Below are 24,459 nucleotides of genomic sequence, written 5' to 3' on the forward strand. Positions count from 1 at the left end.
TTATTCTGCTTAATAGCCGTTTCCTGGCTAGCCTTTGACCATGTCTGCATTAATTTCAAGGACCTGGCCGGGCTCAAGCGTGAATTCCTGGACAAAATCCGCGTACAGCGGCTTGCTTACAGTGAGTGAATAATTGCCGGGCTTCATCCTGATGATGTTCACAGGAGTAAGGTCTTCACGGACCAGCTCATTTGTAGCTGGGTCATAAAGCTTGGCCGAGGCAACTATTGCAGTCCCGTTTTCAGTTGCTGTAATGGTCACATTGGTGGGGGGAATGACTTTTAGGTCTCCGTGAAAGCTGGAAACTTTTCCTGCGCTTACAACAACAATTCCCGTATAATCATAGTAACCCGACTTGGTCAGGCGGATATTGTGCTGGCCAGGTGAAATCCCCGGGATTCTGATATTGGTTGTGCCCTTGATGCCGCCGTCAATATATACCTGCGCCTGTGCCGGATTTGAGGTTACGCTGAGGTTTCCATATGTTATTCCGCCCTCGGCCACAGCCATAGTAAGGTTCACCGAAAGGCTTGTAACCTGGTCTTTCAGGATTGAAACTGATGCGTAATGCTCAACATAGCCTTCCTTGATTATTTTGAGATTGTAATCGCCCGCTTCAAGGGAAATTTTTGTTGGTGTGGTGCCAATGACTTCATCGTCGACAAGAATGTCAGCGCCATCGGGAATGCTGGTGATATCCAGATCCCCCCTGTATTCAGGCTGCTGAACGACAATTGTCTCCTCGCCTCCGGTTTTGGTGTCATCTGCCGGCGGAGTCTCTGTCTGTGTCTTCTGAACTGCGCAGCTTGCCATTAAAACAACAAGAGCAAAAGCCACGAGATGCAATATCCTTATGTTTCTGAAAATATTTTTCATCAAACATCCCCCCAATTCGGTATTAAATAAATCTGCTGTGTAATATTATATCTGTGTAATATTATATTAATATGACAGAGGGTATTAAAGATTTTGCTTTTGTATCGGGCCTTGTCCGGCCTGATTGCCTTCGGGCAAGAATAATCATTTCTTTGCCCTGCTTTTTGCAAGCATTGCATTGGGCTTGTCTGCCCTGTAGGCAATGCTCGTCTTGAGGATGCCTTCCGCGACATCATCAAGGTTCACAACTGGCTTCTGGAATTTGTAGACGTCATCGATGCCTATCCTTGGACAGGCTGTGTTGACCCAGCATTGGACAAACGGAAAATTCTCAAGCTGCGAGAAATCCACGTTGTTGTTGATTATAAAGTAGAAATTCTTTTTTGGGTAAAGTTCTTTCAATTTCATTGCATATTTCAGGAAATTCTGGCCTGGCTTGGTGGAAACAAGGACTCCGATGTTGTCTGCTGCGTGAAACTTCAGGATGCCTCCTTTTTTCCGCTTCAGCTTATCCGCGACGATTTTGGTGTCCAGCATTTCCCATTTCTTATTGTCGCCGAAAGGGTCAAAAATGAAAACGGGCTTGTTGTTTTCAACAACAAGCGTCTGGGGGTGGAATACGCCGTCCCCGACATACAGGAATGCATCAAATTTTTCATTGAACTTTTTTATTCCGCAGCCCAGGAGCTGGCCGGGATATTTTGAATGGGGGGCAGTGGGGAGCACCACTTTTTTTCCTTCTGCCTCAATCTGCCCCTTCATCTTTTGCTGTGAATTTGTGAATTGGACCGAAGTGAAAAGCGCCACTGCGCCTGGCAATGCCTCGACAAGGTCAGTTGGCAAAGTGATAATTTTCCTGTACAGTGCTTCGATAAAAATCGCTTTCATGGAAATCAGATTGCAAAGGTGGTTAAAAATCTTTGTTAAAATTAACCATTGTAATGCAAAACATTATATAGGACTTACTTTTACACATTTTGTAAAGGTTTCGGGTAATATGGATAATATTAGTGCATACGGAAATAAGCCAGTGGCTGGCATTGGTTAATATTATATATAAGCCAGCAAATACAGAGAGGCAAGGCAGTTTAGTGGAGGCATCCGGGAATGATATGCATTATCGCTTTGGTTGTTTTTGGGATTCTTGCTATTTTCAGTGCCAGGCACAGGCCAATGGCTAAAGAGGCCCTGGACTGCGTCCTGAGAAGGATAAGCTTCAGAAAATGCGAAAGCAGGCTGGATGTGAGGCTGAAAGGCGAGCTGACTGGCAAAATCATGAGAACCCATCCCGGCCTTGCAAAATTTGTCTTCAACTATTTTGAATGGCTTTCGTGGGCTTTTATCATCCTGACTGTCCTGAGCCTGGTCTATACAGGCATTGGAGGGTATAATTTTTACAAATATGGCAATTGCAATGGCAAGGTGAACGGGGAGGATTTTTGCATCTTTGACCCGGCAGGGAAAGGCAAATTTTCAGGATTGGTCAGCAATTATACCGGGCCCGTTGTTTTGCCCAGCCTGGGAAAGAACCCGACATTGGGGCCAGCTGATGCCAAAGTCGAAATGATTGAATTCGGCTGCTACATGTGCCCTTTTACCAAGAAAGCAGAGCCGACTGTGAAAATGGTTTTGCAGGCCTATGAAGGCAGAATTTTATTTACATTCAGGGATTTCCCGATAACCGAAAAGCATGAATTTGCAGAGCTGCATTCGCTTGCAGCAAGGTGCTCAAATGACCAGGACAAATACTGGGAGTTCAGGGATTTCCTCTTCGAAAAGCAGGGGAACATGAGCCATGATGCAGATGGCATGAAGTCATTGGCGCTGGAATTTGGCCTTGACATGGAGCAATTCAATGAATGCATGGACAGCAAAAAGCATATAGCCACAATTGAGGAGGATGTCATGGCAGGGATAAAAGCAGGGGTCTATGGCACGCCAACATTTTTTATAAATAACAGGACCCTGGTAGGCCCGCAGGACTTTGAAAAATTCGAGAAGATTATTGAACAGGAGCTCGCGAAATGAACATTGAGAAAATCAGGCAGGATTTTCCTGTACTGGGTGACAAGATTAAAGGAAGGCCTGTAATATATTTTGACAGCGCATGCATGGCGCTCAAGCCCCGCCAAGTGATTGAGGCGATGAATGATTATTACCTCCATTACCCTGGATGCGGCGAAAGAAGCGAGCACGCTTTTGGCAAAAAAGTAACTGAAATGGTTGAGCAAAGCCGGAAAACAATGGCCAAGTTTATTGGCGCAAAAAATCCCGGGGAAATAATTTTCACCAGGAATGCAACTGAAGGCATAAATATTGTTGCAAATGGCTTTGACTTTGGAAAATCCAAATCCAATGTTGCATTGCTGAGTGAGAAAGAGCACAACAGCACACTGCTGCCATGGCAAAAAAGAAAAATGAAGGGCAATGCAAGGATGGAATTTGCCGAGTTTGGAAGAGAGGGCTTTAATCTGGACGATTTCTCCAGGAAAGTGAAAAATGCAGGGATTGTGTCAGTGGTTTACACGTCCAATATGGACGGAAGCTCAGTTCCTGCAGGAGAAGTTGTGAAAATCGCGCATGAAAATAAGGTTCCTGTGCTTCTTGATGCTGCACAGGCAATCCCGCATAAGGAGATTGATGTGAGAAAGCTGGATGTTGATTTCCTTGCATTTTCAGGGCATAAAATGCTCGGCCCGACCGGCACAGGCGTGCTGTACGGCAAAAAAGACATGCTGGAGAAATTGGACGGGCTGTCTGTTGGCGGCGGGACAGTAATGGACTCAAATTACGATTCGGCAAAATGGGAAAATGCGCCTGAAAGGTTTGAAGCAGGATTGCAGAACTATGCAGGGATAATTGGCATGGCAAAGGCAGCTGAATACCTCAAGACAATAGGCATGGACGAAATTGAGAAGCATGAAATAATGCTGAACAAAAAAGCTTCCGATGCCGTGTCAGGCATTGGCGCTGAAATATTGGGGCCAGAAAAGGCCGGACAGAGAGGGGGCATACTGAGCTTTAATTTGCCTGGCATGGACCCGCACGCAATCACAATCATGCTGAATGAAAGCAGGAATATTATGATAAGGGCTGGAAGGCACTGCGTTCATTCGTGGTTCAACCATTACAAGGTTGATGGCAGCGCAAGGGCTTCGTTCTACATGTACAATACTGAAGAGGAAGTTGACGCATTTATTGATGAGATGAAGAAGATTTCTGGAATGATGAGATAAGGATTTTTAGCTTAATAACCATGGATAGAAAATTTTTCTTAATTTGTATACCAAATTTCGAGGGTAATTGCGTCCACATATGCTGTCGCAGTTGCGTTGGTGGAATTCAAGAGATTGTTCATTGCTGCAAATTTAACACCAAAATCCGGGTGGTTAATCATGCTCGGGGACCAAAAAGAATACCCCCATAAATCATCAGGACCGCCATATTTTTGGAAAACATTGTCATCTGTGGGCCATGAAAAAGATGAGTATCTTGGACCAGCGATGGGACTTTCGAAGTACATTAAGTGTACCGCATTATCATTAATAGAGTTTGGAGCGCTGGCTTTTCTTTCAATTCCCACCATGATACCTTGAATGATGGCACCAGTCGGAATTGTGAAGCCAAAGGATTTTGCTTCCAGCCAATTTGATGATTCTTGATATAGTTGTTTGGGCAACACCACTGTAGCAAATTGGTTATCACTGTAGGCAGCATACGTAGGAGTGGACCAGGCCTGGGAACTTGGACCAAATTGAGAGGTGCCAATTATACCGGGACTGAACGGACCCATAGTATTTGTCGTGTTTGTCTGGTTCTGGCAGGCGCCGTCAGAGCAGCCAGATGGGCAGTCATAAATTGTGGAGCTCCAGTTATTACCATTGCAATAAAACTCATTGACCCAATTAGTGCCTGGCTCGCATTCATCCCATCTGGAATATTGCTCTCCATTTTCTGAGCCAGCCACGTAGCCCTTGTTATAATAATTGAGATTATCGCTATCCCTGCAAGAATTGTTGGCCTGAAGGGTAACATAAATATCCGTAGTTTGTCCGGCAATAACTGTTTTAGTCCCGGCCCATGAGTTGTAACCTTCCTTTGAAATGTCGACACGATAATTGCCCTGCTGAAGGTTTGTTGCATAATGAGTGGTATAGCCAGTAAGAATATACTGCCAGCCTGCAACAGGTGTTAAATCCTTGTATAAGTAGAATTTTGCTCCGGTTGGCGTTGAATGGATACCAAGTGTGCCTGTTGTGTTAGTTGCGTTGATGCATACATTGTTTTCATTGCATCCATTCGGGCATAAATATGGCTTAGAGTAATATTCTCCTGTTGCATTACATGCCATCTCATAAAGATATCCGCTGCCGAGACTGCATGAATCATAATGAGTGTATGGGTCTCCATATTGATAGCCAGATACCCAGCCAAACGTGTAATAGTTCAGCCCATTGTCGGAATCTGTACAGTTGAATTGCGTTGTGTTGGTTGTTGTATTAAGCACCATTGCGTGGGTTAAAATTGTATTTTGATTAGCCTGAATTGTAACTCCCTGTGTTACAAAATCCTTATAACCATCTTTCGATAATAATATGTTGTAAGTTCCAGGTTGGAGGCCGCCGAGGGTAGTTTGACCTGTTGCAGCTGTTGTGGTCAAAGGCTCGGGGGGGTACCAGTATCCTGGCGGATACATCCTTACATCAACATAATAAACCGGAGCTGTATTAATTGTAAGTGAACCTGTGGTGTTTGTTTCATTTACGCATGCGCCGTTTAGGCAGTTACAGCTCTTGCTAGTCTGCGTTGGTGTTGTTCCGTCACAGTAATATTCGGTCAATGTTAATCCGTTTCCGGAACAAAAATCATACCAATGTATGGGCTCTGGCCCACCAGCCCAGGCGTCGATATATCCTATAGCATAATAGTTAAGACCGCCATCAGAGTCAGTGCAACTATTTGGTTGAACAACTTCCTCCTGTTCAAGATAGGCAATCACGCTTGTTGTATAACCGGCATTGACATAGGTAGTGTTAGACCAATTTTTGTAGCCATCAAGAGTGACTTTGAGGTAATGGTAGCCGGAGGCCAGGCTGTAGACTGTCAGTGGCGTTGTGCCCCTGTATATATTGTCCACATAAGCCTTTGCGCCAGTCGGGTTTGAATTAAGGTAGATATTGCCTGTGGTGACAATTGGCTGCAAGGTTGCAATGATTTTAACTGTCTGCCCTTTACCGACGTAAATATTTGACTGCGTATAATCCTTGTAACCTGATTTTGTTAATTTCAGGGAGTAAGTTCCAGCTTTAACCTTAATAATTTTAGAGGTCAGGCCCTGATATGCGCCATTGAGGTAGATTGCTGCGCCGCTGGGGGTAGAGGAAACTGAGATATAACCATAACTATATCCACCTTTCACAGGCATGACTTCTACAGGGGAGGTTGCTGCGCCTGTCAAATCATTTCCCTGGTAGGTTTGGGATGAAAGCACAAACAAGCCGATTATTATCAGGCTTGCGGCGAGAAAATGAATACTCAGTTTTGCATGGTGGTAATGAGTGTTTGCATGAATATTTTCTTTTTTAGTCGACATTTTGCCCATTCACCACAACTAGTAGGGGAATTAACCACACATTAGTATAAATATTTTTCGGTGCTTTAGCTTAGCAGAAAACTTCGCCTGAAGGCTCAGGTTTTGCCATCGGCTCGCATGGGCATCTTATTCACGAGAGCAGTTTTCTCCCTGGAACTTAACGATTTTTGGAATCGCTTAAGTGCCGAACGAGCAGAGCGAGTGACCGCACTCCGAAAACTGCTGTCTGCCTTATTTCCAGATGCTCGCAGAATTGATGGCAAAACGTAAACTTTTCTGCTAAGCAGGTGCTTTATTAACGGAACGAGCCTAGAATCCCCCACTCATAAGCTGCTGGACTTTTTTTTCAGCCTGGATTTTGTCCGGAAACTGGTGGTTGCAGATTTCCCTGGCATTGCTGTCACGGCCGTGCCTGGCTATGACGGACCAGCCCTTATCTTGCCTGGCAATCTCAACTGACTTGTCGTAGTAATGCGGGTCGTCATCAGTTTTGTGCACATAGATGTGCTCATCTTCATCCTGGTCCAGCTGGTGCCATTGCTCCGGAAGCTTCATAATTCTGAGAAACCATGTGAGGTTTATAATTCTTTTGGGGCCCGTATTCCAGCACTTGAACCCCTATGTCATTGCCAGTTGGATGAGTGGAAACGAACAGCAAATGGCTGTTATCATACAACAGTTGCCAGCCTAATCCGCCTCTTACCATCTTAGGGGTGATATGACGGCGCTGCTCGTCCGGAATTATTTTAATATCTTCATCCTTGAGCTGATTAACGCCTCCGTCCCTGGTTGAAAAAAATAGGAGATGGTAATCCGGATAAACCAGATGGCTTACAGAAGCATATACCCGCCGGGATGCATCCCCTCCATTGCCGTGCCGAAAATTATTTTGGATAGCCTCCTCAAACTTACGATTGGTTGTATCAGCAATAATGTCATCAAAGCCCCAGCTCATCATTTGGGCATACAATTCCTGCCTGGCTTCAGACATGTTTCCCATAAAAGTATTTCTCAGGACTGTGTGAGGGATTATTGAATATATTGGCGCAAGGCTGCCGGGAAAATCAGGGCTGTTGACTGCCTCATTTATTTTTTCCTTGTCAGGCGCGCTTAAATCCTGGCCGGATTCTTTTGCCCACTGAACTGCATTTTTCATAAGGTTTTTTCGAAAATAGCTTCTTTCAGGCAGTGTTCTCCAATAACTGTCCGTGTGTATGGCCGGGCCAGGAAGAAAAACAAGTTCCGGAGTGACTTTTAGCAGGATATTGTCTGTAGATTGGATGGACTGGAGCAGATGTTCAAGATTGCCGCCTTGAGAATCCATTCCGTAACTATAGTTATTAAACATTATAAATGTTTGCAAAAGCTCGAGGGGTCACTTCAGGTCATTGTAATTCCTGAAAAACTCGTCTGTTTTTTTGCGTGCAGAAAAAATATGGCGCCGTGTTCCCTGGACCCCGACTGCGAATTTGTCCGCGTTCCTTTCCTCTTCATCGATTTCCCTGCCAAAGCTTGCGAATTTGGACAGTGGCGACAATATCCTGAGGAAAAAGCTTGAAATCTTCAGGGAAGGGGTATTGTCCTTCAGGTGGCTCAATTCATGCAACAGCACTGCCTCAATCTCCTTCCTGCCCAGCAGGTCTATCATGCCCACAGAAATGAATATGCTCTTTCTAAAATGTGAAAATGACATTGCCAAAGGCTTTGCCGTCTTTAGCAGGTAAAGCTTGACTTCCTTCAGGCCGTAGCTGACTGCATTCTGCTCGACAAAGTCTGAAAGATAACTGCCCTGCAATTGCTTTGACTTTTTCTTAAAGCTCTGATAGATTACCAAAGGTGAGACAAGCATTGCAGCAATGAGCGCAGATAGCAAAGCCAGGGCTGTAATGTACATGATTGCCTGGAATCGATGGCATGAGCTGAAAAGCATCCTGCACCCGGTTGAATATACAAAGTATAGCACCGGAAACACAAGGGCAAAAACATGCATGTATGCCAGCATAAGCTTATGACTGTTGGATGCTTTTTTGTTGAACTTCATAATCAGGAAAAAAAGCAGCGATGCCATGACAGACGCCAAAGTAACATAAAAATTGGAAGGATTGTAGAAAAAAACCTCGAGGTCAAAGAGCAAGCCCATTTCAGCCTCCCCTTCTTTTTGAGAATCTATCGTTGAAGTAGCTGACTGCTGTCGGCCCGAATTTGTCAATAAGGCTGTCCACTGCCTTTTCTATCACTGAAACCTCGAACTGCGCCTCGTTTTGCTTTGGAAAATAAAGGTACCTTATCCCTCCCCTGCCCGTCTCAACTTTCCTGTCTACAACGCCTTTCTCGTGCAGCCTGTCAAGGATCACAGCAATGCTGCTCAATGCGACTTTTCTTTTCGGCCCAAGAATTGAATAGATCTCCCTAACCTTCATGGTCTTGTTCGGCCATATCACGCAAAGTACATCGCGTTCCAATGGTGAAAGTATTGATTCATATTGTGAATTTGCCTTGAGTTTCTTCATGATAAATCCCCTATTGAGGGCATCTTTATATATTTTACGTTTTTTTTACAAGCCTTGTAAAGCTTTAAATATAAGGCTTTGATGAGAGTGATTATTGACTGAAACTCCGCACAGCTTAATAATGATTCATTGATTAATCCCTTATGGACAGGTTAAGGATAACATTTATATAGTACGCATGGCATTGTTTTACAGAAGTTGTAAAGGTTAGGCAAATGATGGCACTAAAGCTGCATGGGAAAAAGAAATCAATGGTTTATGCTATTGCAATAGCCGGCGCAATAATGATGCTGATAATCCTGCAGGGCTGTGCCAGGCAGGGCAATGCTGATGCTGAAAAATCAAACCAGGCTGCCCTGGCAAGGCTGGATGCATTGCAGGAAAGGCTCATAGGCGCAAAGACGCTTGACCACATAGATGCGCCGGAATTCAGCTTGACCGGGATCAATGGAGAAAAAGTTACAAAACAAAGCCTGTTGGGGAGCCCATATATTTTGCAGGGCTTTGCAAGCTGGTGCGCCACATGCATTGAAGAAGCCAAGAAGATGAGGCAAGTTTACAGCGAGTATTCGGATAATGGCCTGAAAATTGTGTATGTGAGTGTCTGGGACGGGGAAACGAATGAAACCATAACAGAATTCAAGAATAGGGTCAGCGGGCCTGATGACTGGAGCTGGCATGTTGACACTGACCAGGTTGCGCTTAAATTTGAAATGATTTCAACTTCTTCGACCATAATTATTGACAGGGAAGGCAAAATGGTTTACAGGGATGATGATGAAAGCAGGCTTGACAGGATAATTGCCGAAGTGCAGGATGTCGTTTAACCGGTTTTTCGAGAGGGGCATCATAATAATTTCATTGATTATATGATTACAGGGGAATAAAATGGCTGACTACGCTTTAGGGGGGCTGGCATTTTCTGCTGGCCTGATCGCATTTCTCAATCCTTGCGGCATAGCCATGCTTCCTGCCTATGTCTCTTATTACATTGAGAAGAAGGAAAGGGAAAATGAAAGCAAGGCCATTAGGGTTTTGAGAGGGCTTTTGCTCGGAACTGTTGTCAGCGCAGGCTTTCTTTTTGTGTTTGGGCTAACTGGACTGGCAGTGGCTTTTTTAGGCTCGGGCTTTGTCAGCTTCGCCCCTCTTCTTACATTGATAATGGGATTTGTCCTCGCCGGCCTAGGTGCTTACCTGCTTGCAGGAAAGGAAATTTCAATCCTGCCAGGGCTCAACCGAATAGGAGGCAGGCTGCAATCCACAAAAAATTCAAATGAATACCTTGCATTCTTTCTTTATGGGATAGGATATGCCATTGCCTCAATCAGCTGCACGATTCCGATTTTCCTGTATATTGTCACGGCTGCCTTGACGCTTAATGGGATTGTGCAGGGCCTGGGCGTTTTCCTGCTCTATGGCGCGGGCATGGGCATATTTATGCTCGCTGTTTCAGTGGCAACGGCCATATCCAAGGAGTTGATGATAGGCTACTTAAAAAAACACATGCCACTGATAAGGAAGCTAAGCGCAATTGTCGTATTATTGGCAGGAATGTATATTATATATTATGAAGTGTGGATTGCCAGAGTGCTTGAATTGTATTTTGCCTGGAAATAATGGAAAACTTTATATATAGGTAGTTTTACAAGCTTTGTAAAGGTTGGGTGTTTCGACAGCATCATATCATGTTGTCAAAAAATTGACTTGGAGGCGGATGGCAGGATGGATAAGAGTGAAACAGTGACAATTTTTCTGATCATAGTCGTGACAGCAGTTGTACTTTTCAACCAGTACCAGATTTTCTCAGTGAATAACATGATTTCAGGCAAATCAACGGGAGTGGGAGTGTCATTTTTTAACTCTGGCGGGTCATCTGATATTGCAGATGTCAATGTCCTGGAATCCAAGTCAACGGCCCAGTCAATCTCATTGCTGTTCCCAGTGGAACAGATTGCTACAGTCGATGACGCAATTGCAGTAATGCTGCCGGCCGGGACTCCTGAGTATGGCGATGCAATGGGCGTAAGCTTTGATGACCCTGTTGGCTCACTGACAAAACTGCAAAGGGCTTTTCCAGGGCTTCAGAAGGAAATGAAGGAAAACCATCCAGAAGCATGGCAGAGGTATCTTAACCTGGCCACAAAGCCGGTTGGGATTTCATGCGAATATTGCTGCGGAGTTGGGCCAATCGGGATTAATCCGGATGGAAGCTCAAGATGCGGATGCAGCCACAATCCGGCTGTGCATTCTGTGACAATGTGGCTTATGATGAATACTGAGTACACTGATGCTGAAGTTTTGCGGGAAGTGCTTAAGTGGAAAACTGCATGGTTCCCGAAAAATATGGTGACATTGGCCTACCAGGTTGCGACCCAGGGCGCGCCAACAGCAGGAGATGCAGGAGGGGCCTCTGGCCTTGACCAGCTTGGCAACATGGTAGGGGGTTGCTGATAATATTGTGAATTTTACGGCAAACCTGCTTGAAAATCAATAAACCCAATAAAAAGAAAAATATGGAGGGAAAAAATGGAAAACAACACAATTTTGATCATTGTGGTTTCAGTGCTTGTTGTAATTGCCGCAGTGCAGGCAGTTGAGCTTGGAGTGCTGAAGAGCAAGATAGAATCAGGCAGCTTCAGGGCCAGCGGATCAGCATCCACAAGCGTTAATGCCCCGGCCGGCGGGCCTTCTGGTGGAGCAGTTGGCAGCGGTGCACCGAGCCTGGACAGCCTTAGCGGAATGGTCGGCGGCTGCTAGAAAGTTTTTTACATAGTTTTTTATATTTGCATGGATTTCGCTGATTGCATAACAGGAAATTTGCTTACACGGGCAAAAGAATCCAAAGCACTTTTTGGATAGGGGTGGAAGAAATGAACAAAAAAATGTTTATTGTTGTGATGGCAGTATTGATTGTTGGGACATTGATGATTTCCGGCTGTGCCAGCTCAAGCGACTCTTATGATTATAGGGGGAGCGAGGGAGCAGCGCCTGTTGGCGGCGGATGCGGAGTAAGCCTTCCGGCAGACAGTGTGGGGGCAGCGAGCCAGCCAGCAGCAAGCCAAGATTCTTTCTAGCTGAAGCCAGGATTATCAGAATACAATGGGTGAAGGCCTGAGATGGGAAAGCAGTTCGTGAGCAAGAAAGTCGAAGAGGAGCGAAAGGAAGCTCAGGAAAGAAGGGTTAAGATTGATGAGGATATCAATGCCACAAAGAAAACAAAAAGGGGCAAGCGCCTGAGCATGATGTGGATTCTGCTGATAATTTTAATTGCCGGCACTGCTTTTGGCGCATATTTGCACTACAAGCCCGGGAGATATGACTCATTTGCGAAATGCCTTACAGAAAAAGGGGTTATTATGTACGGTGCAGACTGGTGCCAGTATACAGCTGCGCAAAGAGGAATGTTCGGCAAGTCGTTCAAATATATAACATACAAGAATTATGATGCAAGGGATGACATCAAGATTACCCCGACATGGGAAGTTGATGGCCAACTTTATGAGAGAGTGTTGGCATTTGACAGGCTTGCGGGCTTGTCAGGGTGCACCTTAAATTAAGAGGAGAGGGATATCAATGGCTAAGAATGAAGATATGATTCCGGAAGAGATGGATGACATGGAGCAAATGGACACTGCCGATGCAGCAGAAGACAGCCGGGCAGATTCAGATGAGGCACAGGATAATGATGCAGGCAGCAATAAGCAGCAGGCAAGCAAGGGAAAAAAACAGAAGCCTGGCAATGCCCATAAGGCAAAGCATGCCCTGAGCCACAAGAAAGCTGAGAAAAAAACCACAGCAAAACACAGGCCCAAGCACGCAGGCAAGGCGCATGTTGAAAAAAAGGCAGCGAAGCCTGGCAAAGATTCATTAAAAGTGTGGCTTTTTGTGATCCTTGGAGTAGTCCTCGTTGTTAATGTAGCGCTGTTATACCAGATTTTGAAAGTGGCCGGCGAAAAGGAAAAGCAGGCAACAGAAGCCCAGGTCTTGCCAAAGCTGGAAATGGTGTCGCTTGTTGATTCAACCTGCGAGATGTGCTTCTCACTGAATGAGGCGGAAAGCGGCATTGTCAGGTCCAACTACAATATCACAGGCAAGAGGGTTGTGGAATACTCTTCAGCCGAAGGCAAGGAACTCATTGCAAAATATGGGATACAGAAGATTCCAACAATTGTTCTGACAGGCGAAACAGATAAAGTGACAATTGCGGGGTTTGGGGTTTCTTCTGATGGGATGGTGTTTGCCGGAACAGCGGCACCCTACGTCAATGCAGCAGATGGCCAGGTCAAGGGACTGGTGACTGTAACCTACTTAAGGCCAGGCAACTGCGCAGAATGCAGCGACCTGAATGACCTCATTTCACAACTGAGCGCATCCGGGATACAGATTGCAGACAAGAAGGAAATTGAAGTTGCGGGGAATGTTGGCAGGATGCTTGTTGACAAATATGCCATAACAATGGCGCCGACCCTCATCCTGTCGCCGGAACTTGCAGAATACCCAGATGCAATTGGAAGCTGGTCGCTGATAGGAACAGTTGAGGAGGACGGCAATTATGTCATCCGAAACGCACAGGCAATTGGCATCCCCTATTATGATATAACAACCAACACGCTTGGCGGCTTGCTCGATGTTACTTATATTGTCGACAAATCATGCGACGCGTGCTACAATGTCAGCATACACAGGGCAATCCTGCTGAGGTTCGGGGCCGAGTTTGGCAGCGAGACAACTGTTGATGTGTCAGACCCTGAGGGCAAGGCATTGATTGAAAAATACTCAATTACCAAGGTGCCTGCCATTGTGATGTCAGGCGATGCTGCGGCATATAGCGGCTTGGTCGAGGCATGGAGGCCTGTTGGAAGCGTAGAAGAGGATGGCACATTTGTCTTCAGGAACCCGCAGGTAATGACCGGGTCGATTTACAAGGACCTGGAAGTGGGCCAGGTGCTCGGCCAGGCCGAGACGGATGCTGCCACAGAAAACACAGCAGGCGCGACTGAATAGGCCGCGATTTTTTATTTCTATTTTTTTATTGCTGAAATCATGATTTTTGACAAAAACTACTGGCAGAGCGGGCATGGCATTGAATAGGGCATCAAAAAAATGGAAAGCATCCTTGATGAGGAGTACGCTGCAAAATATTGTCTCACAGCCTAGAAACCTGCTGCTGGCATTTTTGTTTGACCTTGCGTTTGTCTTTATAGCCTATATCCTGAGATTCACAATTCTGGACATGCTGGCTTCAACAATGCCAGTCGCGGCGGGCTGGGCGGCTGCGCTGCACCTTTTGGCCATAATAATTTTTTACAGTGCAATCAAGTTCATTGTGCTGGTGCTTATCAGCGAATACAGCCAAAAAAAGCAAAGGCAGGACTACAGCAGGATCATGCCTTTCATCATACTGAATGCAGCGCTTGGCTTAATCCTTACAATTCTGCTCCTGATGCCTATCCTGGTTAACCTTATTCCTGTGTCCCAGGGATTGGCCATTTTTATCTATTGGGCGTATATGGCAACTGCATTGGCATTTTTTTATTTGTGGCTGAACCTTTCACATTCGTTTTTCATAATTGGCAATGGCGCCTTCGGGAGCCTGGGAAAAGGCCTGAAATTTACGCTCACGCAGTTCAGAAAGCATTCAGGAGTGGCTGGATTATTTGTGTCCGCGGCATTGGTGATAGCAGTGTTGGTGCTGCTCATGGACTTGGGGCTGCGGCTGGCGCTCAATGCAGAGACAATTAACATCTCCTATCCAAGAATTGCCATGTGGCTGACTTATGCCACCCTGTTTATTTTCTATTTATTGCACGCTTTTTGCAGGGCTTACTTTTTGGACATTTGCCTAAAAAGCAAAGCATGAGTTTTGCCTGTTGAAGACCTGAGAATAGTGGCCTTGCCCGAAACGTGAGTTTGGGCATCAATTTTGCGAAGCCCATTCCCGGAGGGGTTATGCATTTTTCGGGGTTGCAGAGGAGAAAAATGCAATTCGCGAGAAGATGCAAAGCTGAGCAGATGCCCAAACCGAGCCGGAAGGCGAGTTTTCGGACAAGGCCAAGAATAGGCAAACATTAAAATATGCATGAGAGGTTATTGGTGCCATGTTCGAACACAATATTAATCCGGTGCTTGTAAGCTGGGGATTTTTGGAAATAAGGTATTATGGGATTATCTATGCCCTTGGGTTTGTATTTGCATTGTGGTACCTTTTGCAGAGGAGCAGGCAGGGCAAGCTTTCACTCACTGAGGAAGAGATTTATGATTTCATGGTTTACCTTGTAGTCGGCGTTGTTTTGGGCGCGAGGCTTTTTGAGGTTGCATTTTACCATCCTGATTATTACTTTTTGAACCCTGGTCAGATTTTTGCTGTTTGGAATGGCGGCCTGTCATTTCACGGCGGATTTGTTGGCGGCGTGTTTGCATTGGTGCTGTTTCTCAGGAAAAGAAAGCATGATTTTTACGAAGTGGCGGATGCATTGATGGTCCCTTTGGCATTGGGTTTGGCCTTTGGGCGCCTGGCAAATTTCATCAATGGCGAGCTGTACGGCAGGGTAACAACAATGCCATGGGGGGTAAAGTTCCCGGGCGCAGATGGGTTCAGGCACCCCACACAAATCTATGAAAGCCTGAAAAATTTCCTGATATTCGGCACTTTGTTTTCAATCAGGGACAGGAAATTCAAGAAAGGCTTTTTGTTCTGGGGCTTCATCACATTGTATGGCATATTGAGGCTTGTCATTGAATTTTGGAAGGAGCCGGAAACAATTTTCCTTGGAATTCCCATGGGCCAGCTGATGAGCGGGATTATGATTTTAACAGGAGGGTATGTGCTTTATAGCAAATATTTAAAAAAATAGCCCAAGTAAGAAGTTATATAGCCTGGCATGGCATATGGAAGATTACGGCAGGATAAGAGGGATTAAGAGGGGACATCCAAAAATGAAAGAAATTGACAATACGACCAAGATCATAGCAATAATTGTTATCGCAATAGTCGTCTACCTGTTGTCTTTTCTTGTCCTGAGAAATATTTTTGCCGGAGACCTTAACACAATCCAGCACATGGCTGCGATGAGGGGAGGAAGCGCAAATTATTATCATACACTGATAACAACTTCATCCTTGCTTATTGCTGCTGTTGTTGCATTGATTGCAAGCCTTTTGCTGAAAAGCCAAAAAACAGCAGAACAGGGGAAGCCAGGCAAGGCTGACAAATCAAATGAGCTCAAAATAATAAAGAAAGCCCTGAGCGCAGATGAGAAAAAAATTGTAGAGGAAGTTGAAAAGGCAAGGGAGATAACACAGGATTCCCTGAAGTTCAGGCTTGACTGGAGCAAGGCAAAGGTTTCGACAATACTGACCAACCTTGACAGGAAGGGGATACTGCAAAGGGAAAGGCTTGGAAAGACATACACAATCAAGCTTCAGAAATGATTTTGCGAATTATGCACGGATTATGATTCTGCCAGACGCGCAACAAGGCTGTTTCTGCTGATTCTTCTTGCATTCCACCCTTCAAGGGCCAGCGCCTCAAGTGCTGGCGCAATCCTGTCAGATAATGGCATTGAGCGGAGTATAGCGCCCGGCTTTGCCACACGCCTTAATTCACGGGCAAGTGCATTGGAATCTGAATAGCTAAATGCTGCCTGGACATCCATTATCCTGTCTACGCTTTTGTCTGGTATTTGCTCCAGTGCAGCAACGTCACTTTGCGCGAATTGAAGTGAGCCCCTTTTGCCAACATCAAGATGATTCGAGGAGTACCGTTTGTCAACACCTATCCATACTATCGTGTCATTTTTCCTGTGGGCATTATAAAGCTGCGTCAAAGCCAAGCCTTCGCCAGCCCCCAGTTCCAGGATTGATGTATCAGGTGCGAAAAATTCGTGTACATAAGGGCGAGGGGAATGGCTTTCACCTTTGAGATTGTTATTGGCCCTGATTCCAATAGATTCCAGGAATTCCCGGTCGTTCGGGAAGAGGGACCGAAGATAGTATGCTGCTGTGTGGTTGGTGTACCACAGGGGATTTTGGCCGTCGTAATGGTAATCTGGCAGAGCCTGCGGGGCTTCAAATAGCTTTCTTAAGCTAAAAATATCGTCTGGAGATAGCCAATCATGCCTGGTGGATTCAAACATCTGTTTAAGGAAGTCATAAAATGGAAAAAGTGGAGGTGCCATGCATGAGCTAGCCTGCAAAAATTAATAAAGCTTGCCAATTGTGCATAGGGAAACGGTTCTTAAACCGTTCAGAACGGTTTAACTGGCAAGGAATATATATACCCACCGGCTACTAAAAGCTAATCAAATTAAAAGGTGATGAACATGAAAAATAACACAATTTTGGCTGTTGTTGGAGTAATAGCTGTGCTTGCATTGGCAGGCTTTGCGGCCGGGCACGGCTTTGGAAGAGGCTATGCAACATATGGCACAACTGACGCTGGTGCATTTCAGGGCATGGGAGGCATGCATGGCATGATGGGCCAAGGCTTCAAGAATGGCGGCATGATGGCAATGCACACTGAAGTTGAAGGAGCCCTGGAAAGCGGCGATTACCAGGCTTTCCTCGATATCCATGAAGAGTATGGCATGAGCATGGACATAACCGAGGAGCAGTTCCAGCAGATGGCCAAATGGCATGAAGCCATGGAAGAAGGCGACTATGACACCCTCAACCAGATGAAGGCTGATGGATTTCAGCCAGGCTTTGGCAAAATGGGAGGCATGGGAAGGCATGGCGGCTGCCCCATGATGCAGGGATAGTTCTTTGATCCAAACTTTCTTTCAAAGAAAGTTTGGCATTTTACTTTTTCTTTTTGTCAAGAACCACCGGTCAGAGACCGTGGAATGCCATGTTTAGTTCCATAGACCTCGTGGTTAGTTTGGAATGCTTCGCATTCCTAACTCCATAGAAACCTCGCGGTTTCTAGGGCACCGAAAATGCCGTGCATTTTCCAGTGTCCCAAAAATTGTTTCACAATTTTTGAGGACTTGAACATCATGAAAATGCAAAGCATTTTCATGATCCTGAAAATCGCTTTATGCAATTCAAAAATGCGATTTTCATGATGTTAGGAATTTTTCACTTGAAAGTTTGACATTGGCTTTCCAGCCACCAGTTAATTTTCCTCCGAAATTGCCAAGGTTTATATATTAGAAGCTTTACAATATTTGTAAAATATCAAGCTTGATATTATAAAATTAAATTTAGTATTGATTAATAAATTGTGGATTTAGCGCAGTTAGGAGGTGGCAATGATGAAACATATCATGGTTGTGCCTGTTGGGGAAAAGACAGACACAGATGCATTATATGTAGGCATACGTGAGTTTCCGACAGAAAAAGTCTATCTCATTGCCAGAAAGGACAGGATGGATTCAATGCGCGAGGTCCGCAAAGACCTTGAGAAGTTCAAGCTGCCTGTCTCTGTGATTGAGATGGCAGAGTCAAACCACTGGGAGGAGACTTTCAGGGCAATAAATGAGATTACCCACATAGAAAAAGGCAAGGATATCATAATCAATGTCGCAACAGGAGACAAAGGGGCCAGGTGCATAGCCATAAGCGCGGCATTTGTCAATGGCCTCAAGGCATTTGATGTGACAGGCAGCGAGGTCATGATGCTCCCTGTGCTCAAGTTCTCATATTACAGGCAGCTGACGGACAAGAAAATGGATATCCTTAAGATCCTGAACAACAAGGACTGCTGCTCATCACTTGAGATGCTTGCCAAGAAGACAAAAATGAGCCTGCCATTGATTTCTTACCATATCAACGGCAACCTGAAGTCAGAGGGATTAAAGGCACTCGGGCTTGTGGAAACAGCAGAAGCCAAAGGAAGGCTTGAGGTTAGGCTGACAACATTGGGCAAGCTGCTGATTAAAGGATATGTAAGCTAACATTTTTTCACCTATGAATTGTGGAGACAATTATTTTAGGGCTTAAGAAAAAAATATTAATAGGAGGAGTTAAGGGGTTGTTCCATGGCAGCAGAGATGACAGTGAGCATTTGGATTGCATTCATTGGCGGGTTTCTCGCATTTTTTTCGCCATGCATTATTCCGCTGATTCCCGCGTATCTCAGCTACCTCAGCGGAACCACTCTTTCAGATGTTGAAAAGAAAGGCAAGAGGATAAACTGGGGCATATTCATCAATTCAGTTTTTTATTCGCTGGGATTTGCAGTGATATTCACAGCGCTCGGCCTTTTGACCGGATTGCTGGGCAGCAAGATTGGAAACTTCCAGCTTTGGCTTTCACGGATAGGGGGGAGCATAATAATTATTTTCGGGCTGCATACAGTTGGCCTTCTTGAAATACCATTTTTGGGCAGGGAAGTGAAGATAGGCAAAACAGTCAGGGCTGGAAATTATTTTTCATCCTTTCTTCTCGGGGCAAGCTTTGGAGTTGGCTGGACGCCGTGTGTGGGCCCAATTCTCGCCAGCATCCTTCTCTTGGCCGGAACGAGCAATTCTGCCCTGCAGGGAGGCTATTTGCTGGCATTCTTTTCGCTTGGATTGAGCCTGCCATTTATGCTGACAGGACTGTTCACAGGCAGCGTTGCAAGATTCATCGACAGGAACAATGCGCTTTTCAGGATATTCAATATCATAGCCGGAATCCTGCTCATAGCGCTGGGGATAGTGGTTTTCACGAATAATTTTACCAGGCTGATTTCGTACATATTGTAGGATGGATTTTCGTTAATTGCGTCGCCAACAAGAGGCACGGAAAAATGGACAAAAAATCAATAAGGAGCAACCTGCTTATTATTGCTGTTGCAATAATCATTGGAATAATTTTGTATGTGGAAAAGCCATTCCAGAAGCAAAGCGATCTTGGCACAGGGAGTGGTGGCCTGGCCATGACTGAAGACGGCCTTGTCGAGGATACGAGCAGTTATCCTGATGCCCCTGAATTGCAGGGGATTTCGCATTGGATTAATTCCAATCCGCTTGAAATAAGCAGGCTGAAAGGCAAGGTGGTATTGGTTGATTTCTGGACATACAGCTGCATTAATTGCATCAGGACACTGCCCTATCTCAAGGACTGGCACGATAAGTATGCAGATGACGGGCTGGTCATCATTGGAGTCCATACCCCTGAATTCAAGTTCGAAAAAGAAATCGCGAATGTCGAGGCTGCTGTAAAAGGCTTCGGGGTCATGTATCCGGTTGCCATGGACAATGACTACCGAACCTGGAATGCCTATGGCAACAGGTGGTGGCCGCACAAATATCTGATTGACAAAAATGGAAAAGTGAGGTATGACCATATTGGGGAAGGCGGCTATGCAGAAACAGAATCGCAGATTGTGAGATTGTTAAAAGAGATTAATCAGGATGTTGAAAAAAAGGACAGCGACGTTAAGGATGAAAGCGGGGGATTGGGACGCCTTTTCCAGACCCCTGAATTGTACGCAGGATATGACTTTGCAAGAGTTGACCTGGGCAATGATGAGGGTTATGCCCCTGACCAGATTGTGGATTACAAGGAACCAGAATCAATCTCTGCTGACAGGATTTATGCAGCTGGCAAATGGCTCAACAATGGCGATAACCTAAAGCATGCTGAAAATGCAGAGGGCAAGATACTGTTAAGATATACAAGCAGGGCTGTGCATGTGGTGGCGGACACAGCTGAGCCAAACAGCCCTGCAATGATAGAAGTCCTTCTGGATGGCAACAGCCTGAATGTGAAAAATGCTGGCAGGGATGTAGAGATTGATGCTGAATCAGGCAAAAGCATGATGAAGGTTGACAGGGCACGGCTTTACAATGTCATCAGCGAGAATGCAGATTATGGCAGCCACATGCTCACTTTGGCAAGCAATGACAATAAGTTCATGATTTACACTTTCACATTTGGAAGCTGAGTGGAGAAGTTTATCCTTGATAGATGAGAAGAAAACATGGCCGGGAAAAACAAAAAATCTGAAATCAAGGATGCTGGACCCAGGAATAAGAATAGGACTGCACTGCTGGCAGTGGCGGTTGTGATAATAGCTGGGTTGATATTATGGCTGGAAAATCCCTTCAAGGAAAGGCCGGCCAAGATCTCAGATGTTTATCTGGCTGCAAATGAGGCAAAGCCTGTTGCAATTGGGGAAATGGCCCCTGACTTCGGGCTTGAGGCATTGGATGGAAGAACTGTTAAATTGAGCGAGTTCAGGGGAAAGCCTGTCATTATCAATTTCTGGGCCACATGGTGCCCTGACTGCCTGATAGAAATGCCCTGGTTCGAGGAAACCCACAGGGAATCCAATGGCAGCATAATCCTCCTCGGCGTGGACCTGCAGGAAAGCAGGGAGGACATGATTAGGTTTGTCCAGGAAAATGGTATTACTTACCCTATACTTTTGGATCCTGACAGGGTTGCCAGGGATATGTACAAGTCAATGGGTGTGCCGACAACATATTTTGTGAGCAAGGAAGGCATTATTGTTGACCTTAAGCAAGGCGGGCTTACAAAGGAAGAATACCAGGAAAAACTCAGGGCACTGATTGAATCCTGAAAGCCTGGCAGAATTGTTGGAGGAAGAGTGAATGGCAAATATGCCTGTTCCTGAAGAAAATTTTATTAACACCCCAAAAAAGATTGTTTCGGTGGGAATTTATGGCCTGGCCTTGTCCGGGATTCTTTATGCCCTGACAACCTGGATTGCCTTGGGAGCGGCATATCTCCAGCTATTTTGGGTAATCAGGGCATGGCCGTGGATAAATTTGGCAGCTGCATTGGGCTCTGTCGCATTAATTGCATTGGGATTTGCCAGGGGCTACAGGGTTTAAGGCATGGCAAGAGTAGGTAAGATTGTTTCTAGAAAAAGAAGCTATAAAGCCCTTCAATCAGTATGAATGATGCAAAAACAAGGGGAAACGAGGCAACGATATTCTGCGGCAGTGTGACAACCAGTGAGAGGAAATACAGCACTGATGGAAAAATCAGGAAGAAATGGATTATGTATGAAAGCGCGATATAATCACCGGTGATATGCGCGCCAAGAATGTTTGAAATCTGGATAGCGATTACAGTCAATGCGGCAATCACCAGAATATTGATGCCCAAAAACTTGTCCATGTGGGTGTAGCCATACTCATTCAGGAAGAGGATAATCCCCACTGGAAGGCCCGCTATCCCGACAATGTTGTCTATCATGGCCAAACAATTGAACTTTGAGTATAAAAAATTTTCTGCAATCGGCATTTCCAATGTCATTGTGAAATTGACGGCAGCACCTGCCATTGGAAAAATTGGATACAAAGATTTATAAATAATCCAATTAAACTTAACAATCGTTATGTTAACCAGCTTTTTGATAATGTTTCGTGAAAGCCTGGAAGCTTCGCTGATAGTAGGCATAATCCTTGGCTACCTTGCAAGAACCAAGCAGCAGAAGTACAACAACATTGTTTATCTGGGCATTATTTCCGGAATTGTCAGCAGCGTAATTTTTGCATATCTGTTCAGCATGATTGCCGGAGGATTTGAAGGCGTCGCTGAGCAGGTTTTTGAAGGCGCAACCATGGTTATAGGCGCTGCACTGTTGACATTCATGATATTCTGGATGATGAAGCAAAAAAATGTTTCTGCATCCTATCACAAAAGGATGCAGCGCAGCATTGAGGCAGGGGCATCCTTCGGCCTGTTCACTGTGGGATTTATCTCAATCCTGAGAGAAGGCGTTGAAACAGTAATTTTCCTGAACGCGGCACGGTTCGCCGCAGGCTCCACCAGCATTCTCGGCGCATTTCTTGGCATAATTGCAGCAATTGTCCTGGGCTATGTTGTCTTCACAGGCATGGCAAAAGTCAGCGTAAAAAGATTTTTCAATGTTTCGAGCATTGTCCTTGTGCTGTTTGCAGCTGGGCTTGTGTCCCACGGCATACATGAATTCCAGGAAGCAGGCGTCATCCCAGTATTGCATGGCCAGGCATGGGACATCAATCCCCTGCTCAACCCGGATGGAAGTTTCCCATGGCTGCATGAGGAGGGCATAATTGGCAGCATCCTGAAGGGACTGTTCGGATACAATGGGAACCCAAGCATACTCGAAGTCATGAGTTATGGTGTGTACCTGGGAGGCATCTTTATCATTTACAACAAAATGAACAGGATAAGCTCAGTTCCCGACAAATCTTGAGTATAGGCTCCTTGCATGTTTTTCGTCCCTGGCAGAAACCAGGGCCCTTCCATTCCTGAATAGGGTGAGATGCCCAAAGCTTATGCATTGGCCAAAATCCCTGAAGCCTTTTTTTCGCGATAAAGCCTTCTTGATGGCATTGAATTTTGCCGGGCTGAGCTTTCCGTGGATTTGAAATGTATTCCTGCTGCACAATTTGACAGCGCGCGTCGTGGCCTTGCCGGAAAGGTAATCGTATTTTCCAGAACAGGCATTGCATCCTTTCCTGAAATTGACCTTTATCCTCAGCAAATCATTGCTTTTGAGGTTAAAGCGGACCATGTCTGTGCTGGCCTTGCCATTTGAAACTATTTTTTCTGCTTCAGATGCCTGGTAAGCGGAGGTTATCATCGCTGCCTGAAACATAATACCCAAAGTCTCGCATGTTTCTGCATTGGATGGGCGGCCAAGTGCACATTCAAGGCACGGGCCGCCAGGCAAGATGCTCATTGCAGTGCCTATCCGGCCTGCTGCGGCAGAATAGATCCATGGAATCTTGTTCTTTCTGCAATAATCATTTATCAGAAACCGGGTTTCAAGGTTGTCTGTGCAGTCAAGAATCAGGTCATGCCCTTCCAAAATATGGATATTCCCAGATGTCAGGTCAGCCACAATCGGAAGGCTTTTGCACCGAGGATTGATTTCTGCCAGGTGTTCCGAGGCAGCCAATGCCTTTGGCTTGCTCAAATCCGTTGAGCTGTACAACAACTGCTTTGCGAGGTTGTGTTTTTCCACAATGTCGCGGTCAATAAGGGTGAGCTTCTTAAGGCTGAATTTAGCAACATGTCCGGCTGCCAGGCACCCCAGGGTTCCAAGGCCTACAATCGCGATTCTTGCCTGATTCTCAAATTTTGCCATTGATTTCATGAATATGAAAGTTAAATATTATGCATTATATGTTGATAGCATATTTTGACAATAATTATCATAGAAAAAAGGATTTAGCCAGGTATATTAAGCCTATCTGTACTTGCCCATCTCTTCCCTTGTGTCCTGCAAGGTGTCGTCCATTTCTGTCAAAGCGTCAAGGAGCTCCTGCGCTGTCTTGCTCTTTTCAACGCTCCCGGTAGCGCCGCAGTAAGGGCACTTGGTGACTTCCTTGTCGCGCTGGAACTTGTAATTGCATTTTGTGCAGTGGTATGAGGTTTTCATCATAATTGCATTGGTGTATGTTATTTATATATTTTTTGCTTGTAATAAAACATTGTGCTATCCCATTATTAGTTTACACATAAACCTCACTCGGTGATGTTTATGTACAAATTGACATTTGAAAAAAGAGTTTGGATAGTAAAGCAATGGCA

Annotated in this window: 30 protein-coding genes; 19 read left to right on the forward strand and 11 right to left on the reverse strand. The window is 45.3% G+C overall.

What is annotated here, in order from left to right:
- Positions 1-27: 27 nt before the first annotated feature.
- Together J4227_00975 and J4227_00980 are read right to left on the reverse strand one after the other, a co-directional pair.
- Positions 28-876: a PEGA domain-containing protein gene (locus J4227_00975; protein ID MBS3109084.1), complete on the reverse strand. Its 849-nt coding sequence runs from the start codon at positions 874-876 to the stop codon at positions 28-30.
- 144 nt (positions 877-1,020) lie between these two features.
- A complete protein-coding gene (locus J4227_00980; protein MBS3109085.1) occupies positions 1,021-1,764 on the reverse strand; it encodes a diphthamide synthesis protein in 744 nt (247 codons plus the stop codon).
- Between the two features lie 219 nt (positions 1,765-1,983).
- Between J4227_00980 and J4227_00985 the strand changes: the two genes are divergently transcribed.
- Together J4227_00985 and J4227_00990 are read left to right on the forward strand one after the other, a co-directional pair.
- Positions 1,984-2,904: a DsbA family protein gene (locus tag J4227_00985; protein MBS3109086.1), complete on the forward strand. Its 921-nt coding sequence runs from the start codon at positions 1,984-1,986 to the stop codon at positions 2,902-2,904.
- Complete coding sequence (locus J4227_00990) at positions 2,901-4,112, forward strand: aminotransferase class V-fold PLP-dependent enzyme (GenBank protein MBS3109087.1); 1,212 nt, start codon at positions 2,901-2,903, stop codon at positions 4,110-4,112. The genes J4227_00985 and J4227_00990 overlap by 4 nt, the downstream gene beginning before the upstream one ends.
- Positions 4,113-4,150: 38 nt before the next feature.
- Here J4227_00990 and J4227_00995 read toward each other — a convergent pair whose 3' ends face one another.
- The 5 genes from J4227_00995 to J4227_01015 form a co-directional block, all read right to left on the reverse strand.
- Positions 4,151-6,469, reverse strand: a complete 2,319-nt coding sequence (locus J4227_00995) for a PEGA domain-containing protein (GenBank protein ID MBS3109088.1) — start codon at positions 6,467-6,469, stop codon at positions 4,151-4,153.
- A 309-nt stretch (positions 6,470-6,778) separates the two neighbouring features.
- A complete protein-coding gene (locus tag J4227_01000) occupies positions 6,779-7,024 on the reverse strand; it encodes a hypothetical protein (GenBank protein ID MBS3109089.1) in 246 nt (81 codons plus the stop codon).
- The gene (locus J4227_01005; GenBank protein ID MBS3109090.1) at positions 6,984-7,793 is read right to left on the reverse strand and encodes a hypothetical protein; all 810 of its coding nucleotides are present in this window, start codon (positions 7,791-7,793) and stop codon (positions 6,984-6,986) included. The genes J4227_01000 and J4227_01005 overlap by 41 nt, the downstream gene beginning before the upstream one ends.
- A gap of 51 nt (positions 7,794-7,844) precedes the next feature.
- Positions 7,845-8,609, reverse strand: coding sequence for a M48 family metalloprotease (locus tag J4227_01010; protein ID MBS3109091.1), 765 nt, complete (start codon positions 8,607-8,609; stop codon positions 7,845-7,847).
- Between the two features lies 1 nt (position 8,610).
- Positions 8,611-8,979 carry a BlaI/MecI/CopY family transcriptional regulator gene (locus tag J4227_01015; GenBank protein MBS3109092.1) on the reverse strand — a complete coding sequence of 123 codons (369 nt, stop codon included), beginning with the start codon at positions 8,977-8,979 and terminating at the stop codon, positions 8,611-8,613.
- A 215-nt stretch (positions 8,980-9,194) separates the two neighbouring features.
- Here J4227_01015 and J4227_01020 point away from each other — a divergent pair, with 215 nt between their 5' ends.
- The 10 genes from J4227_01020 (at position 9,195) to J4227_01065 (ending at position 16,410) form a co-directional block, all read left to right on the forward strand.
- On the forward strand, positions 9,195-9,806 hold the full coding sequence (locus J4227_01020; protein ID MBS3109093.1) for a TlpA family protein disulfide reductase: 612 nt from the start codon (positions 9,195-9,197) through the stop codon (positions 9,804-9,806).
- 61 nt (positions 9,807-9,867) lie between these two features.
- Positions 9,868-10,596: a cytochrome c biogenesis protein CcdA gene (locus tag J4227_01025; GenBank protein MBS3109094.1), complete on the forward strand. Its 729-nt coding sequence runs from the start codon at positions 9,868-9,870 to the stop codon at positions 10,594-10,596.
- A gap of 105 nt (positions 10,597-10,701) precedes the next feature.
- Positions 10,702-11,430, forward strand: a complete 729-nt coding sequence (locus J4227_01030; protein ID MBS3109095.1) for a hypothetical protein — start codon at positions 10,702-10,704, stop codon at positions 11,428-11,430.
- 75 nt (positions 11,431-11,505) lie between these two features.
- Positions 11,506-11,736, forward strand: a complete 231-nt coding sequence (locus J4227_01035; GenBank protein ID MBS3109096.1) for a hypothetical protein — start codon at positions 11,506-11,508, stop codon at positions 11,734-11,736.
- A 113-nt stretch (positions 11,737-11,849) separates the two neighbouring features.
- Entirely contained in the window at positions 11,850-12,053 is a 204-nt protein-coding gene (locus J4227_01040; GenBank protein MBS3109097.1) for a hypothetical protein, read from the forward strand.
- A gap of 42 nt (positions 12,054-12,095) precedes the next feature.
- A complete protein-coding gene (locus J4227_01045; GenBank protein ID MBS3109098.1) occupies positions 12,096-12,536 on the forward strand; it encodes a hypothetical protein in 441 nt (146 codons plus the stop codon).
- Positions 12,537-12,552: 16 nt separating this feature from the next.
- The gene (locus J4227_01050) at positions 12,553-13,983 is read left to right on the forward strand and encodes a hypothetical protein (protein ID MBS3109099.1); all 1,431 of its coding nucleotides are present in this window, start codon (positions 12,553-12,555) and stop codon (positions 13,981-13,983) included.
- Positions 13,984-14,056: 73 nt separating this feature from the next.
- The gene (locus J4227_01055; GenBank protein MBS3109100.1) at positions 14,057-14,839 is read left to right on the forward strand and encodes a hypothetical protein; all 783 of its coding nucleotides are present in this window, start codon (positions 14,057-14,059) and stop codon (positions 14,837-14,839) included.
- 238 nt (positions 14,840-15,077) lie between these two features.
- Positions 15,078-15,833: a prolipoprotein diacylglyceryl transferase gene (gene lgt / locus J4227_01060; protein MBS3109101.1), complete on the forward strand. Its 756-nt coding sequence runs from the start codon at positions 15,078-15,080 to the stop codon at positions 15,831-15,833.
- Positions 15,834-15,867: 34 nt separating this feature from the next.
- Complete coding sequence (locus tag J4227_01065) at positions 15,868-16,410, forward strand: hypothetical protein (protein ID MBS3109102.1); 543 nt, start codon at positions 15,868-15,870, stop codon at positions 16,408-16,410.
- A gap of 20 nt (positions 16,411-16,430) precedes the next feature.
- Here the strand turns inward: J4227_01065 and J4227_01070 are convergent, their stop codons facing one another.
- On the reverse strand, positions 16,431-17,156 hold the full coding sequence (locus J4227_01070) for a class I SAM-dependent methyltransferase (protein MBS3109103.1): 726 nt from the start codon (positions 17,154-17,156) through the stop codon (positions 16,431-16,433).
- Between the two features lie 144 nt (positions 17,157-17,300).
- Between J4227_01070 and J4227_01075 the strand changes: the two genes are divergently transcribed.
- The 6 genes from J4227_01075 to J4227_01100 all read left to right on the forward strand — a co-directional run bounded on the left by J4227_01075 (position 17,301) and on the right by J4227_01100 (position 21,764).
- Entirely contained in the window at positions 17,301-17,738 is a 438-nt protein-coding gene (locus tag J4227_01075; GenBank protein ID MBS3109104.1) for a hypothetical protein, read from the forward strand.
- 492 nt (positions 17,739-18,230) lie between these two features.
- On the forward strand, positions 18,231-18,875 hold the full coding sequence (locus J4227_01080) for a winged helix-turn-helix transcriptional regulator (GenBank protein MBS3109105.1): 645 nt from the start codon (positions 18,231-18,233) through the stop codon (positions 18,873-18,875).
- 84 nt (positions 18,876-18,959) lie between these two features.
- Positions 18,960-19,667: a sulfite exporter TauE/SafE family protein gene (locus tag J4227_01085; GenBank protein MBS3109106.1), complete on the forward strand. Its 708-nt coding sequence runs from the start codon at positions 18,960-18,962 to the stop codon at positions 19,665-19,667.
- Positions 19,668-19,711: 44 nt separating this feature from the next.
- Positions 19,712-20,851 (forward strand): thioredoxin family protein, encoded by a 1,140-nt coding sequence (locus tag J4227_01090; GenBank protein MBS3109107.1) that lies wholly within the window; start codon positions 19,712-19,714, stop codon positions 20,849-20,851.
- Between the two features lie 36 nt (positions 20,852-20,887).
- Entirely contained in the window at positions 20,888-21,490 is a 603-nt protein-coding gene (locus J4227_01095) for a redoxin domain-containing protein (GenBank protein MBS3109108.1), read from the forward strand.
- Positions 21,491-21,521: 31 nt separating this feature from the next.
- Complete coding sequence (locus J4227_01100; GenBank protein MBS3109109.1) at positions 21,522-21,764, forward strand: hypothetical protein; 243 nt, start codon at positions 21,522-21,524, stop codon at positions 21,762-21,764.
- A gap of 28 nt (positions 21,765-21,792) precedes the next feature.
- On the opposite strand, the gene J4227_01105 is transcribed toward J4227_01100, so the two are convergent.
- A complete protein-coding gene (locus J4227_01105) occupies positions 21,793-22,131 on the reverse strand; it encodes a hypothetical protein (protein ID MBS3109110.1) in 339 nt (112 codons plus the stop codon).
- A gap of 142 nt (positions 22,132-22,273) precedes the next feature.
- Between J4227_01105 and J4227_01110 the strand changes: the two genes are divergently transcribed.
- Positions 22,274-23,116 carry an FTR1 family protein gene (locus J4227_01110; GenBank protein ID MBS3109111.1) on the forward strand — a complete coding sequence of 281 codons (843 nt, stop codon included), beginning with the start codon at positions 22,274-22,276 and terminating at the stop codon, positions 23,114-23,116.
- Here J4227_01110 and J4227_01115 read toward each other — a convergent pair.
- Together J4227_01115 and J4227_01120 are read right to left on the reverse strand one after the other, a co-directional pair.
- A complete protein-coding gene (locus J4227_01115) occupies positions 23,096-24,013 on the reverse strand; it encodes a ThiF family adenylyltransferase (protein MBS3109112.1) in 918 nt (305 codons plus the stop codon). The genes J4227_01110 and J4227_01115 overlap by 21 nt on opposite strands.
- Before the next feature lie 102 nt (positions 24,014-24,115).
- Entirely contained in the window at positions 24,116-24,310 is a 195-nt protein-coding gene (locus tag J4227_01120) for a hypothetical protein (protein ID MBS3109113.1), read from the reverse strand.
- Between the last annotated feature and the right edge of the window lie 149 nt (positions 24,311-24,459).

This window comes from Candidatus Woesearchaeota archaeon (assembly GCA_018303405.1).
Classification (GTDB): Archaea; Nanobdellota; Nanobdellia; order Woesearchaeales; family JABMPP01; genus JAGVYD01.

Coding starts and splice junctions, on each gene's coding strand:
- J4227_00975 (MBS3109084.1), bottom strand. CDS start 876: ATGAAAAATATTTTCAGAAACATAAGGATATTGCATCTCGTGGCTTTT.
- J4227_00980 (MBS3109085.1), bottom strand. CDS start 1,764: ATGAAAGCGATTTTTATCGAAGCACTGTACAGGAAAATTATCACTTTG.
- J4227_00985 (MBS3109086.1), top strand. CDS start 1,984: ATGATATGCATTATCGCTTTGGTTGTTTTTGGGATTCTTGCTATTTTC.
- J4227_00990 (MBS3109087.1), top strand. CDS start 2,901: ATGAACATTGAGAAAATCAGGCAGGATTTTCCTGTACTGGGTGACAAG.
- J4227_00995 (MBS3109088.1), bottom strand. CDS start 6,469: ATGTCGACTAAAAAAGAAAATATTCATGCAAACACTCATTACCACCAT.
- J4227_01000 (MBS3109089.1), bottom strand. CDS start 7,024: ATGAAGCTTCCGGAGCAATGGCACCAGCTGGACCAGGATGAAGATGAG.
- J4227_01005 (MBS3109090.1), bottom strand. CDS start 7,793: ATGGATTCTCAAGGCGGCAATCTTGAACATCTGCTCCAGTCCATCCAA.
- J4227_01010 (MBS3109091.1), bottom strand. CDS start 8,609: ATGGGCTTGCTCTTTGACCTCGAGGTTTTTTTCTACAATCCTTCCAAT.
- J4227_01015 (MBS3109092.1), bottom strand. CDS start 8,979: ATGAAGAAACTCAAGGCAAATTCACAATATGAATCAATACTTTCACCA.
- J4227_01020 (MBS3109093.1), top strand. CDS start 9,195: ATGATGGCACTAAAGCTGCATGGGAAAAAGAAATCAATGGTTTATGCT.
- J4227_01025 (MBS3109094.1), top strand. CDS start 9,868: ATGGCTGACTACGCTTTAGGGGGGCTGGCATTTTCTGCTGGCCTGATC.
- J4227_01030 (MBS3109095.1), top strand. CDS start 10,702: ATGGATAAGAGTGAAACAGTGACAATTTTTCTGATCATAGTCGTGACA.
- J4227_01035 (MBS3109096.1), top strand. CDS start 11,506: ATGGAAAACAACACAATTTTGATCATTGTGGTTTCAGTGCTTGTTGTA.
- J4227_01040 (MBS3109097.1), top strand. CDS start 11,850: ATGAACAAAAAAATGTTTATTGTTGTGATGGCAGTATTGATTGTTGGG.
- J4227_01045 (MBS3109098.1), top strand. CDS start 12,096: ATGGGAAAGCAGTTCGTGAGCAAGAAAGTCGAAGAGGAGCGAAAGGAA.
- J4227_01050 (MBS3109099.1), top strand. CDS start 12,553: ATGGCTAAGAATGAAGATATGATTCCGGAAGAGATGGATGACATGGAG.
- J4227_01055 (MBS3109100.1), top strand. CDS start 14,057: ATGGCATTGAATAGGGCATCAAAAAAATGGAAAGCATCCTTGATGAGG.
- lgt (MBS3109101.1), top strand. CDS start 15,078: ATGTTCGAACACAATATTAATCCGGTGCTTGTAAGCTGGGGATTTTTG.
- J4227_01065 (MBS3109102.1), top strand. CDS start 15,868: ATGGAAGATTACGGCAGGATAAGAGGGATTAAGAGGGGACATCCAAAA.
- J4227_01070 (MBS3109103.1), bottom strand. CDS start 17,156: ATGGCACCTCCACTTTTTCCATTTTATGACTTCCTTAAACAGATGTTT.
- J4227_01075 (MBS3109104.1), top strand. CDS start 17,301: ATGAAAAATAACACAATTTTGGCTGTTGTTGGAGTAATAGCTGTGCTT.
- J4227_01080 (MBS3109105.1), top strand. CDS start 18,231: ATGATGAAACATATCATGGTTGTGCCTGTTGGGGAAAAGACAGACACA.
- J4227_01085 (MBS3109106.1), top strand. CDS start 18,960: ATGGCAGCAGAGATGACAGTGAGCATTTGGATTGCATTCATTGGCGGG.
- J4227_01090 (MBS3109107.1), top strand. CDS start 19,712: ATGGACAAAAAATCAATAAGGAGCAACCTGCTTATTATTGCTGTTGCA.
- J4227_01095 (MBS3109108.1), top strand. CDS start 20,888: ATGGCCGGGAAAAACAAAAAATCTGAAATCAAGGATGCTGGACCCAGG.
- J4227_01100 (MBS3109109.1), top strand. CDS start 21,522: ATGGCAAATATGCCTGTTCCTGAAGAAAATTTTATTAACACCCCAAAA.
- J4227_01105 (MBS3109110.1), bottom strand. CDS start 22,131: ATGATAGACAACATTGTCGGGATAGCGGGCCTTCCAGTGGGGATTATC.
- J4227_01110 (MBS3109111.1), top strand. CDS start 22,274: ATGTTAACCAGCTTTTTGATAATGTTTCGTGAAAGCCTGGAAGCTTCG.
- J4227_01115 (MBS3109112.1), bottom strand. CDS start 24,013: ATGGCAAAATTTGAGAATCAGGCAAGAATCGCGATTGTAGGCCTTGGA.
- J4227_01120 (MBS3109113.1), bottom strand. CDS start 24,310: ATGATGAAAACCTCATACCACTGCACAAAATGCAATTACAAGTTCCAG.